The sequence below is a fragment of the Paenibacillus turpanensis genome (genome assembly GCF_011421635.1).
Classification (GTDB): domain Bacteria; phylum Bacillota; class Bacilli; order Paenibacillales; family YIM-B00363; genus Paenibacillus_AK; species Paenibacillus_AK turpanensis.
The window spans coordinates 167,056-179,400 of record NZ_WTLI01000009.1 but is presented as its reverse complement, the minus strand read 5'-3'; the positions used below and the strand labels follow the sequence as shown (position 1 = coordinate 179,400).

11 protein-coding genes are annotated in these 12,345 nt (G+C 52.5%); 3 read left to right on the top strand and 8 right to left on the bottom strand.

Features of this window, described 5'->3' with window-relative positions; translation table 11 throughout:
- Positions 1-23: 23 nt before the first annotated feature.
- From GQS10_RS10450 to GQS10_RS10430, 5 genes are all read right to left on the bottom strand, one after another.
- Complete coding sequence (locus GQS10_RS10450) at positions 24-1,079, bottom strand: LLM class flavin-dependent oxidoreductase (protein ID WP_166241771.1); 1,056 nt, start codon at positions 1,077-1,079, stop codon at positions 24-26.
- Between the two features lie 1,415 nt (positions 1,080-2,494).
- The gene (locus GQS10_RS10445) at positions 2,495-2,965 is read right to left on the bottom strand and encodes an acyl-CoA thioesterase (protein WP_166241769.1); all 471 of its coding nucleotides are present in this window, start codon (positions 2,963-2,965) and stop codon (positions 2,495-2,497) included.
- Positions 2,966-3,101: 136 nt separating this feature from the next.
- On the bottom strand, positions 3,102-4,175 hold the full coding sequence (locus GQS10_RS10440; protein WP_166241767.1) for a M42 family metallopeptidase: 1,074 nt from the start codon (positions 4,173-4,175) through the stop codon (positions 3,102-3,104).
- Positions 4,175-4,645 carry a hypothetical protein gene (locus GQS10_RS10435; protein ID WP_166241765.1) on the bottom strand — a complete coding sequence of 157 codons (471 nt, stop codon included), beginning with the start codon at positions 4,643-4,645 and terminating at the stop codon, positions 4,175-4,177. The genes GQS10_RS10440 and GQS10_RS10435 overlap by 1 nt, the downstream gene beginning before the upstream one ends.
- A 128-nt stretch (positions 4,646-4,773) precedes the next feature.
- Positions 4,774-5,811: a peptidylprolyl isomerase gene (locus GQS10_RS10430; protein WP_166241763.1), complete on the bottom strand. Its 1,038-nt coding sequence runs from the start codon at positions 5,809-5,811 to the stop codon at positions 4,774-4,776.
- 152 nt (positions 5,812-5,963) lie between these two features.
- Here GQS10_RS10430 and GQS10_RS10425 point away from each other — a divergent pair, with 152 nt between their 5' ends.
- Positions 5,964-7,157: a M20 family metallopeptidase gene (locus GQS10_RS10425; protein WP_166241762.1), complete on the top strand. Its 1,194-nt coding sequence runs from the start codon at positions 5,964-5,966 to the stop codon at positions 7,155-7,157.
- On the opposite strand, the gene GQS10_RS10420 is transcribed toward GQS10_RS10425, so the two are convergent.
- Positions 7,111-8,361, bottom strand: coding sequence for an MFS transporter (locus GQS10_RS10420; RefSeq protein WP_166241760.1), 1,251 nt, complete (start codon positions 8,359-8,361; stop codon positions 7,111-7,113). The genes GQS10_RS10425 and GQS10_RS10420 overlap by 47 nt on opposite strands.
- 204 nt (positions 8,362-8,565) lie before the next feature.
- Here GQS10_RS10420 and fabV point away from each other — a divergent pair, with 204 nt between their 5' ends.
- Positions 8,566-9,750 (top strand): enoyl-ACP reductase FabV, encoded by a 1,185-nt coding sequence (gene fabV, locus GQS10_RS10415; protein WP_166241860.1) that lies wholly within the window; start codon positions 8,566-8,568, stop codon positions 9,748-9,750.
- Between the two features lie 53 nt (positions 9,751-9,803).
- Here the strand turns inward: fabV and kapB are convergent, their stop codons facing one another.
- Positions 9,804-10,190, bottom strand: a complete 387-nt coding sequence (gene kapB / locus GQS10_RS10410; RefSeq protein ID WP_243735095.1) for a kinase-associated lipoprotein KapB — start codon at positions 10,188-10,190, stop codon at positions 9,804-9,806.
- Between the two features lie 115 nt (positions 10,191-10,305).
- Here kapB and GQS10_RS10405 point away from each other — a divergent pair, with 115 nt between their 5' ends.
- The gene (locus tag GQS10_RS10405) at positions 10,306-11,535 is read left to right on the top strand and encodes an MFS transporter (protein WP_166241756.1); all 1,230 of its coding nucleotides are present in this window, start codon (positions 10,306-10,308) and stop codon (positions 11,533-11,535) included.
- On the opposite strand, the gene GQS10_RS10400 is transcribed toward GQS10_RS10405, so the two are convergent.
- Complete coding sequence (locus GQS10_RS10400; RefSeq protein ID WP_166241754.1) at positions 11,489-12,331, bottom strand: DegV family protein; 843 nt, start codon at positions 12,329-12,331, stop codon at positions 11,489-11,491. The two genes, GQS10_RS10405 and GQS10_RS10400, sit on opposite strands and share 47 nt — an antisense overlap.
- Positions 12,332-12,345: the final 14 nt, after the last annotated feature.

Genomic DNA, 12,345 nt, shown 5'->3' with positions numbered 1-12,345 from the left:
GGCTCGCGTTGTATTGTTGAGGGTTATTTATTTGGTGTGGATTCACTCTTTGCTAACTCATTCCTCACGATCGGCGCCACCTTCGTGCCCAGCAGTTCGATCGCATGGAGCACTTCTTTATGCGGCATAGTACCGACGTTCAGATGCAGGAAAAAACGGGTTACTCCCAAATTTTTGCGCAGCAGGATGATCTTTTCTGCAACGAACTCAGGGTCCCCGACATAAAGAGCTCCCCGCAGTGTACGTGCGGCGTCAAAGGTAGCTCGAGTATAAGAGCTCCAGCCCCGCTCCCGGCCGATCACATTCATTTGCGCCTGGGTCGGCGGGAAAAAGAGATCGGCAGCCTGCTCCGTCGTATCCGCCACAAAACCATGCGAATGCGTCGCAATTTGCAGCTTTTCGGGGTCATGTCCAGCCCGAGCAGCCGCCTCTTTATATAAAGATACGAGCGGTGCAAAGTTTTCCGGCATTCCGCCTATGATGGCAAAAGCAATCGGCAGCCCCAGCATCCCCGCGCGGACCGCGGATTCCGGATTACCGCCGCTTGCGATCCATACCGGCAGCGGATCCTGCACGGCACGCGGATACACGCCGAGATTGTTAATCGCCGGGCGATGTCCGCCTTGCCAGCTTACCTTTTCTGAAGCTCTAATTTTAAGCAGCAGCTCAAGCTTCTCCTCAAACAGCTCATCGTAGTCGTTTAAGCTGTAACCGAACAGCGGGAACGATTCAATGAAGGAGCCGCGGCCCGCCATAATTTCCGCGCGTCCGTTCGATAATCCGTCCAAGGTGGAAAAGGCTTGATACACCCGGACCGGGTCATCGGAAGAAAGTACGGTAACGGCGCTTGTGAGTCTGATGTTTTTTGTCATTGGAGCTGCCGCAGCCAGCACGACCGCAGGCGCACTGCCCGCATAATCGGCGCGGTGATGCTCGCCGATCCCATACACGTCCAAGCCGACTTGATCGGCAAGGACGATTTCCTCCACCGCGTTGCGCAGCCTTTCCGCGTGGTTGAATGCTTTACCGGTCACCGGATCCGTCGTTGCCTCCAAAAATGTGCTGATTCCAATTTCCATGTTGGCCACCCCATCGTGTTTGAATTTGCCTTTTCGTAAAAAGTCTTACCATGAGCGTTTGTTTTACATTAGCTTTTGATTATCTTTCGGCATTTAGCTTGCCGTTGGCGTTGGACTTGCCTTTTGTCATTTAGCTTGCCATTGCCTTGGACTTGCCATTAGCCATGGGCCTAGCATTTAGCATTCCATTTGCCATTGCGGTGGGCCTACCATTTGGCATTTAGCTTGCCACTGCGTTGGACTTGCCATTAGCCATGGGCCTAGCATTTAGCATTCCATTTGCCATTGCGGTGGGCCTACCATTTGGCATTTAGCTTGCCACTGCGTTGGACTTGCCATTAGCCATGGGCCTAGCATTTAGCATTCCATTTGCCATTGCGGTGGGCCTACCATTTGACATTTAGCTTGCCGTTAGCGTTGGACTTGCCTTTTGTCATATGTGTTACCTTTTGCTCTATGTATAGTATACTCATTTTTTTATTGTTACTCAAGTTTAGTAAGCGGATAAACATAGAAATTTGCCACTCACAGTTTGAAATCTTGAAAAAGTTGAAAAAGACAACCGGATATCGCTAGTGTTAGCGTAAAAAAATCTCCGGCTGCAAACATTCATTAGCGATTATTTGTTAGTGCAACATAGATAATCCATATAAAAACGCAAAAAGCCGACGCTTATTCATCACGATAAGTGTCGGCTTTTATGTGCTTGTTACTTTTGCATTCAAAAGTGCCGCTTCCATTGGTTCGATATTGGACACAAGCACCTGTGTTTTTGTTGATCCGCCACAAATACAAATGATTTGTATTAATTCCTATTAAGTACAGATTAGGCATCCGCTAATACAAATGATTTGTATTGTTTTTCATAAAATACAGATTACGCATCAGTTTATACAAATAATTTGTATTGTTTTGCTCTCAGAGCCTGATTCATACGTTGTCAGCGCCTTTTAATCCAAATTATTTGTATAACACAAGTGAGAAACGTGCGGGAACAGAAATGTTAAACAAATTATTTGTATTATCTCGTGGCGATCGGTTGTTGTCGGCTGCCGATACTCCATTGCCGGAGTAACAGCACCCATTTTTCAAGCGGCTAATGTCGGATACAGCTACAACCCATATGTCGAAGTCAGCGTATAACTTATGCTACTCCCCAGTGTCGAAGGCAGTGTACAGCTTATGCTACCTCCACGTGTAGAAGGCAGTGTACAGCTTATGCTACCTCCACGTGTAGAAGGCGGTGTACAACTTTGACTACACCCCATTTACCGAAGGCAGTTCACAGTCACCGCCCGCTCGTAACTCCCCATATATTATGCTGCTATCGTCGACGAACGTGGAACCCTCTTAATCCGACCACTTAGGATTACCCCATTACCCGAGTCATTGACAAAGCAAGCAAGCTCATCCGACTACTTTTTCGCTTTGCGCTCCAAATATCGGACCTGTGCCTCTTCGAAACGACGACGCTCCTCGTCGGTTTCCGCCTTAATCGGGGCGACTGCACGCGGCTTTCCTTCATGGTCAACGGCGACAAAAATAAAAACGCCGCTTGCCGTCGGAAAACGCTCCCCGCTTTCAAAATCCTCGCCAGTGACGCGCACATCGATCTCCATCGAGCTTTTACTGCTCCACACTACCTTCGATGTAAGCTCAATAGCCTGCCCCGCCCGCAGCGGCTTATAAAATTCAATCGGCCCGGCGGATGCGGTGACCACGCCCCCTGCGGCATGCCGCATAGCGGCGACAGTCGCAATTTTGTCCATGCAGCGCATAATCATACCGCCAAATGCCGTGCCATGATAGTTCGTATCTTCGGGAAACACAACATCCGTCATCATGCTGTAGGATTGCCCGGGTCTCTTTGGCTCTAATTCTTCCATCATTCACAATCTCCTGTAGTTCGTTACCTTAGTACGGGTCACGTTTGTACCGTGCCCATCATGTATTAAAGTATCATTGTCGTCCTAACTGACTCGATGCCGTTCCATAGTGCTTTACGTTGGAATGTATCCAACTTTAATCCCCGATAATCGTCTGCACCGCTGTACGGTCCGTGGACTGGACAAGCTTCACCAGCAGCTCCTTCGCCGCTGCGTAGTCGTCGATATGAATAATCGACGCCGCGGAGTGAATGTATCGCGCACATATGCCAATGACCGTCGAAGGCACGCCGATCCCGTTCAAATGCACACGTCCGGCGTCGGTTCCTCCGCCCGGGGCCACATAATACTGGTACTTAATCTTATGCGTTTCAGCGGTATCGCGCACAAATTCCACCATACCGGAATTCGTAATCATCGTCCGGTCAAAAATCCGCAGCAGTGCGCCGCGGCCGAGCTGGCCGAAGGCATTTTTATCGCCGCTCATGTCGTTCGCAGGACTCGCATCCAGCCCGTAAAAAATATCCGGCATAATAAGCCGGGACGCTGTCTCGGCCCCGCGCAGGCCAACCTCCTCCTGCACCGTCGCGCCCGAATACAGCACGTTCGGCAGCGGCTTGCCGTGCACCTCGCGAAGCAGCTCAATCGCAAGGCCGACGCCATAGCGATTGTCCCACGCCTTCGCCATAATCTTCTTGCCGCCGGCCATCGGCGTAAACGGACAAACCGGCACCGCCGAAATGCCCGGGCGCACGCCCAGCTCTTCCGCCTCCTCGCGGTCCTCCACGCCGATATCGATGTACATATGCCCAATGTCCATCGGCTTGCTGCGGGACGCTTCGTCCAGCAGATGCGGCGGGGTCGAGCCGATGACGCCCATCAGCACGCCTTGATCCGTAACCACCTGTACACGCTGAGCGAGCAGAACCTGGCTCCACCACCCTCCAAGCGGCACAAACTTGAGCATTCCTTTATCCGTGATGCTCGTAATCATAAATCCGACTTCGTCCAGGTGACCCGCGACCATGACGACCGGGCCCTTCTCATCGCCTCTGCGCACCCCAAATACGCCGCCCATTCGGTCCTGTACGATCTCATCCGATACCTTTTCCAGCTCTGCGCGGACAAACCGTCTCAGCCCTCTTTCAAAGCCCGGCGCCGCCGGCATTTCCGTTATCGTGCGAAACAGCTCCATCGTTTCCGCGTTCATTAGTCTTCCTCCTTGTACAGCCGCTCGATATCATTCAGCAGCCTTTTTACATCCGTCTCGTCCGTTTTGCCCGATTGCTTGAATTTTAGCAGCATGTCCCGCATCGCCTGTCCGAGCTGCTCATCCTTGTCTCCGCCCTCTCCGGTCGGGTCGTACCACACATAAAACCCGTCGGGTCCGTTACGTAAAAAAGGCTTTTGCCATGCCTGCGGATACAAATACTGCTTCCCTTCAAAAAGAACGGCAAGCACCTCGTCCGAATCCACAGGCAGCAAATAGTGGAACGATTCCTGCTCGACGCCTCTCGCAATGTCGCGATGTATGTATGCATAATGAATATAGTGCTCGCCCGTCTCCGTGTCTTTGGCCAGCGAATAGGCCTCCCAATCGCTTTCCCCGAGCTCCCGGACGGTTTCGATTCTTTGCTGCAGCGTTTCTTGTGCGATTTTGCTTTGGTCCTTAAATGACATCCGAACCAACCTCCGGTTAAAAAATGGCAATTCTCATTATACTCCAAACGTTCTGCAAAAAGAAACACCGCACGCTCTCGGGCTGGTTCCCAAAAGCGCACGGCGCTGCTTGTTTTCACGGTACTAGCTTATGCAGCTGTATCCGGTTTATTGTTTAAAAAGTTTTCGATTTTCGAGTCGGTTTTCAGCTTTTGCAGCCAATCCGGATAAAGCTCGGCCGTCTTCTGCTGCATAAGCTGCTTCTTGATCTCTTCCTTTTTCTCCTCAAACGTCGGGTTTTCCGCCGCTTTCTTGTCCGTCAGCTTAATAATATGGAAGCCATGCTGGGACTCTACAATCCCGCTCATCTCGCCAACATTCAGCGCAAAAGCAGCATTTTCAAACGGTTCAACCATATCTCCGCGCCCGAAGTAGCTCAAATCCCCGCCTCTAGCTCCCGAACCCGGATCCTGCGATTTTTCTTTCGCCACCGTTGCGAAATCTGCGCCTTCCTGAAGCTGCTTCAGCACCACTTCCGCCTCTTCCTTTGTTTTGAGCAAAATGTGAGAAGCGCGAACCTGCTCCGGCTTTACAAAGAGAGGCTTGTTGCTGTCGTAATAAATCTTCATATCCTCTTCTGTTACGGTCACCTGAGGCTCAAGCAGCTTGTTCAGGGAAACCTGCTTTTTCATTTCGACCTTTAGCGAGTCCATCGTAAGATTGTTTTGCTCCAAAATCATGTTGAACTCTTCTTCTGTCGGGAAATTCTTCTTAATTTCTTCAATTTCCGCATTGACTTCTTCATCCGTAACGGTAATGTTGTTTTTCTTTACCTGCTGGTTAACCAGCGCTTCAGTAATGAGAGCATCCAGCGTTTGCTCGCCGCCCTGCTTCACCATTGCATCATAAAGCTGCTGCTGTGTAATATTTTCCCCGTTAACGGTAGCAACCGCCGCGCTCGTACCGGGCTTGCCAAACGAAACGAATACTACCGCTGCGCAAACGGCAACGACAGCAAGCGAGATCCACGGCCATTTGCTTCCCGGCGGACGCGCCTGCGCCGGTTGTTCTTGTGTATTGCGGACGTCCGCTTCGGAAACGGCTTGGTGCACCTCTTCGCGCTGCTGATCGTTCTGATCCCGCACCTGCTCGTCCTCCGGACGTGTATTTTCGTTATTAGTTGTCATTCGTATTAAATCCTCCCTTTGAGTTCGATCTTCATCACTATAACAGAGTTTGTCCGAGCTTACCTTAAGCAAAGCTTAATTTTTCGCTCCGGCTATTATACAATATTCGGTAGTGAACGTAAAACAAGCGCCGAAAAAGGAGACTTTTCACGATGGATACGAAACAATTGATTTATAACGAAATTGAACGTCGGGCAGAGCAGCTGACCGGAATATCTACTTATATTGGGGAAAATCCGGAGCTTGGAAACGAAGAATTTAAAGCATGCGCGAAGCTGACCGAGGCGCTCGAGGAAGCAGGCTTTACCGTCCAGCGTAACGTACTCGGGCTTGCTACTGCATTTATCGCAGAATACGACAGCGGCAAGCCGGGGCCGATTGCGGCATTTCTCTGCGAGTATGACGCCCTGCCGGACATTGGCCATGCCTGCGGCCATCATCTGATCTGTACGATGGGCATCGGCGCGGCCTTCGGTTTGAAGGCGGCGATGGAAAACGGCGGACCGGGCGGGATTATCCGCGTCTACGGTACCCCGGCCGAAGAAACGCGCGGCGCCAAAGTAACGATGGCGGCCGAAGGCTTGTTCGACGACTGCGACTTTGCGCTAATGGCGCATCCGTACTATGCCTATGAGAAGTCGGGCGCTTCGCTCGCGATGGACGCGCTGCAGTTTGAATTCACCGGCAAAACGGCACACGCAGCCGCCAGTCCGCACGAAGGCATCAATGCGCTGGATGCCGTCATCCAGCTGTTCAACGCAGTGAACGCGCTGCGCCAGCAAACGCGCAGCGACGCGCGCATTCACGGCATCATCGCCGAGGGCGGCAAAGCGCCGAACATTATCCCGGACTACGCCGTAGCACAATTCTATGTGCGTTCCGCGACGCGTCCGTACACCGACGAGCTGGCGGCGAAGCTGATCCGCTGCGCCGAGGGAGCCGCGCTGCAAACGGGCTGCAAGCTTTCCGTATCCAATTACGAGTATTCCTACGACGAGCTCCGCACCAACGAAACGCTTTCGGAGCTTTTTACCGCCAACCTGAAGGAGCACGGTATTGATGAGCGAGAGGTGCAAACCGGCCAAGACCATGGCTCTCTCGACCTCGGCAACGTATCCGTCCGCTGTCCCGCTATCCATCCATACATTAAAGTTGTGGATGAAAAGCATCAGCTGCACACGACCGAATTCCGCGATCTCGCCATGAAGGACCGCGCCTTTGAGGGCATGCTGCTTGGCGCCAAAACATTAGCGGCCACCGCGTATGACGCGATGACCGCTCCGGGATTGCTGGAGAAAATTAAGCAGGAGTTTGCGCAGAGCGCCGCTCAAGCGCAGGCATTATAAAGCGGAACAGCAGCAGCCCGCCGAAGCCGATGCATCCAATCGCTGCCGCCATGATCGATGGCGGCAGCCATCCGCCGGCGGATACGCCAAGTGCGCTGATCAGCGTCGCTCCCTTGTAAGTCAGTCCGTTGACAAACATGTACGAGCTGCGCGCATGGTCCGGAATAATGTTCGCCATGTAGGCCTGCTTAACCGGAACATACATAACCTCGCCGAGCGTGGCCAGCAGCATAAAGATCAATAGCGCAAGCGGGGAATTGCCGAAGGCGATATATGTAAATCCGGTGATGTAAATTAGAAACCCGATATAGAGCACATTCCGATCCTTAAAGCGCTTCATAATCACAGGAGTGAGGAACGACAGCAGAACAACCAGCACCGTATTTTCTGTGCGCAGCATGCCCAGCATTTGGTAGCCGTCTACCGTCCAGTGCTGGCCAAACCCGTTCAGCAGTGTTGTATTCGACATCTCTCCTGCAAGACGCACCCCAACATAACCCGTCAAATGAAACTCCATCGATACGATGAGCATGCTTGCGGTAATGTAAAGCACGAACAGCTTATCCTTCCAAACCTCTCTGTAATGAACCAAAATCGAACGAAGACCGCCCGCTGCAGCAGCGGCAGCCGTTTGTTTTCGGGCCTCCCCTGCATCGAAGCCTTCCTTGTTCCCGACCTTCGTTTCTTCGATAAAAAAGTAAGTGACAATAAATTGAATCAGTCCGCTGGCGGTCAAAACAAGCAGAAGCACAAATAAATATTCACCGAAAAACAATGCGCCCACTGCTCCGCCGAGAGCAATCGCTAAATTGTTGCACCAATAAAAAAAGCTGTACATAAACTTCCGTGACTCCGGGGTCGTCACATCAAGCAGCATCGCGCTGGCTGCCGGCTCATATAGGCTCCAGCAGGCGCTCACAACCGCGACGAGCGCGAGCGTCACGTATGGCTGATCCGCCCACGGCGAATTGATGCAGGCCATCAGCGCAAAAGCGGCAAGCCATACCCCTTCGGCCATCAGCATTACCTTCTTGCGCCCGATTCGGTCGGCAATATAACCGCTGTACAGCCCGGCTACAAGCCCGATCACGACGCCTGCCCCTACACCAAGACCAGCGAGGGCAGGATTCATTTTTTGCGCCAAGTAGACGGTCATAAATGGAATAACAAGATTAAACGCGAGCGAGCTTAAAAAATTCATCATAAACCGAATTCTTACGTTCGGATGAAACTCTCTAAATTTCAAATGATTACGTCCTCTCCACAAAAGAAAAATAAATCCCATATTAATACAATGGTTAATTGCTGTAAATCATTTTTTTGGCTTGGCTTGACCACAGCACTTAGAGTAGAATAAGGAACAGTCAAAGGAAAATAGTGCCTATTCAAAGCCGAAAGGAACGTGAGTATGGTTATCAAGCCGAAAACACGAGGATTTATTTGCACAACGGCGCATCCCGTTGGCTGCGCGAAGCACGTGCAGGAGCAAATTGAATATGTAAAAAGCCAGCCTGCGATCAACGGACCGAAACGCGTCCTGGTCATCGGGGCTTCCCAAGGCTTCGGGCTTGCTTCCCGCATTGCCGCCACCTTCGGCATGGGAGCCGGTACCATCGGCCTCTTCTTCGAACGCCCGGCGGAAAACGGCCGGACGGCGACAGCGGGCTGGTATAACTCGGCTGCATTCGAGCAGGCTGCACGCGAAGCCGGTTATTTTGCCAAGAGCATTAACGGCGACGCATTCTCAAACGAAATCAAGCAGCAAACGGTGGACGCTGTGCGCGAGCATTTTGGACAAGTCGACCTGGTGGTATACAGCCTTGCTTCCCCACGCCGCACACACCCGGTAAGCGGAGAAACGTTTAATTCGGTACTGAAGCCGATTGGAGCGCCGTATACCAACAAAACGGTTAACTTCCACAGCGGTGAAGTGTCCGATGTGACGATCGAGCCGGCTAGCGAAGAAGAGATCCAAAACACGGTCACTGTAATGGGCGGCGAGGATTGGGAAATGTGGATCGACACGCTGCAGCGTGAGGGTGTTCTAGCAGAAGGCGCCACCACCGTGGCCTACTCCTATATTGGACCGGAAGTTACCCATGCCATTTACCGTGAAGGAACGATCGGACGGGCGAAGGAGCATTTGGAGGCTACGGCGCATCGCCTTCACGACCGTCTTCACGCGTCCGGAGGACGTGCTTACGTTTCGGTGAACAAAGCGCTGGTGACACAGGCGAGCTCTGCGATTCCAATTGTGCCTTTATACATTTCGCTGCTCTATAAGATCATGAAGGAGCAGGGCGTACACGAAGGAACAATTGAGCAAATGTACCGCCTGTTCGCCGGATACTTGTACACAGACGGCGGTCCTCAGCTCGACGAGAAGGGACGCATCCGTGTGGACAACCTTGAAATGCGGGGCGATATTCAAGAAGCTGTCGCCAAGCTGTGGCCTCAAGTGTCGACGGAAAATTTAGCTGCGATCTCCGATATCGAAGGCTATCGCGAAGAATTTTTCCGGCTCTTCGGCTTCCACTTAAGCGGAGTCGATTACGAGGCGGACGTCAACGAAAACGTGCCTATGGACGCATAATGGAAAGAGCGAGCTATGGTGGTATGCTTCCGCCATGCTCGCTCTTTTTGTTGTTAGCTCTTGTCAAAACCATAATCCGTGCGAAGCAGGCTTAGCTCCTGAAGCGAACGCTCGGCCCAGCGTGACACGCCCTGCAGCCGTTCTATTTCCGCTGCCAAGGAGGCCCGCAGCGATTCCTCGTAGGCTGGAACCATTCCGCCTTGGTACGGCCTTACCGATGCCGCAGGCACATTCGCCACCTCGCGGTAAGCAAGCGCCCTGCGCTGATGAAACATCGCCACGTCGGCTTCCATTGGCTGATGCAAGTCGCCCTGCTCCGGGTGCTTGCGGACAGCCAGAACACGCACCTTAGCCTTTGGTCCCTCCGACGACAACAGTTCACCAATGTACACGCCCGTTTTATATTCAGCAATGACCAGCTGCTTCTGTTCTTGATCCATCTTCATTCCTCCGTCCATCGTAAAGATGAAAAATAATATTCGATATCTTACCCTTTTTCAAACATTGCTTCCAGTATAAGATGGTTGTCAACGATAATAACTAGGAGAACCTCCCATGATTAACCGAAAACCGATTTTGTTCGTCGCTTTTATCACCGCCGTCTGCCTCATTGCAGACTCCATGCTGTACATTTTTATGCCTCTATACCCCGAACGCTTCGGACTGGACTCCATGTGGCAGGTCGGCGTGCTGCTCGCCGTAAATCGATTTATAAGGCTGCCGCTGAGCCCCGCCATCGGCTGGCTGTATCATACGATCGGAAAACGGAACGGCATCGTCATTGCCGCTGCCCTGGCCATTCTCACATCGTTGTCCTACGCCTTTATTGACGGCTTTTTGCTGCTGTTCATCGTCCGCTGCCTATGGGGCATTTCATGGGGGATTTTGCGCCTCGGGGGCTTCCTGACCGTAATCGACTGCTCCTCCTTTGACAAAAAGGGACAGGCGATGGGCCTCTACAACGGTCTTTGGAGCCTTGGCGGTCTGCTCGGAATGCTCACAGGCGGGCTCGTACCGGCAAGTCATTTTGAAACGGCCATCGTGATCGTTACCGTCCTCATGGTGATGTTGCTGATCCCCGCCGTTTATTACATTCCGAGCGATAACGCAGCCGCGCCGGCAGCCGACGAACCGCAAGATAAGGGGCGCCTCCCCATCTGGACAATTCTTATGCAAGCAGGTCCGATCCGGATGTGCGTAACCGGCTTTATTGTCGCTGCCGTGTTCTTCGGGGTCTTCGCCTCCACCATCAGCAAGGCGATGGCCGAGCAGCTTCCAAGCGGGCTCACGCTTCCCGGAATCATCCTTACTGCGGCAGCAGTGGCCGGCATTTTGCAGGCATTTCGCTGGGGCGTCTCGCCTCTGCTCTCGCCCTTGTTCGGAAGGCTGAGCGACGGCAAAAAAGGCCGTCTCCCTTGGTTCCTGTTCGGACTTGCCGGGTCGGGCCTCATTCTGGCGCTGCTGCCTGCGGCCTCCGCAGCAGTATGGCTGATCATGCTGTTTGTTCTTCAGCTGACGAATACACTGCTGACCACCGTCATGGATGCACTTGCGTCCGATACCGCAGAACGGGAGCAGCCTGCCGCAAAGATCACCGTCATGACGGCGTATACCCTTGCGCTTGATCTAGGCTCAGCAGTGGGTCCTGTCGTCGGCTTTGCCTTGGTTGATCTTCTTTCGGTGACAACGATGTTTTCCTGGTGCGGTATTCTTCTGCTGGCCACCGCCCTACTCTGGATTAATGCGCGATCAGGATCGCCCCTTCGCCGGCGTATGTCCCAATAACGGGACCCATATTTCCGAATACGACGTCCTTAAAAGGATAACGTTGAAGCAGCATGTCCCGTACCGCCTTCGCTTTTTCCTCGCAATTGCTGTGTGCAATGGCAACGACGGCCTGCCCGAAATCGTGGCGGGCCTCTCCAATTTTGTCCATCATTTTCTTGATCGCGTTTTGCGAGCCGCGAATTTTATCGATGACCTCAACCTTGCCTTCCTCGCTATTACGCATCAGCAATTTAATGTTCAGCATGCTGGCCACCGTACCGCGCACACGGTCAAGGCGGCCGCCGCGGATCACATTTTCAAGCGTATCCAGCACAAAATACGTTGCTCCGTCCTGGATATGCTGGCGAGCCGTTCGGATAATGTCCATAGCACCTGCTCCCGCCTGCGCCATTTTCGCCGCTTGATACGCAATGAGGCCAAGGCCGAGCGAGGTTGTTCGAGCGTCCAGCACCTCGATAACCCCTGCATACCCTTCTTCAATCAGCATCTCTTTTGCCATCACAGCGTGATTGTAGGTACTGCTCAGCCCGGAGGAGCAGGCAATGACCACGATGTCGTATCCTTCGGGAACGTTTCTGTACGCTTTCAGAAAGTCGTATGGGGAAGGACTTGATGTTTTCGGAAGTTCATCGGCTTGCTTCATTTTGCTGTAAAATTGCTCGGCAGTCAGCTCGCTCGAGGAATACTGCTCCGTGCCAAAGTGAACGAATAAAGGAACAATTTCAATACCTAGAAGTTCAATGATTTCCTTCGGCAAATCGGAGCTGCCGTCTGAGATGATTTTCACTTTCATGAAAGCGCACATCC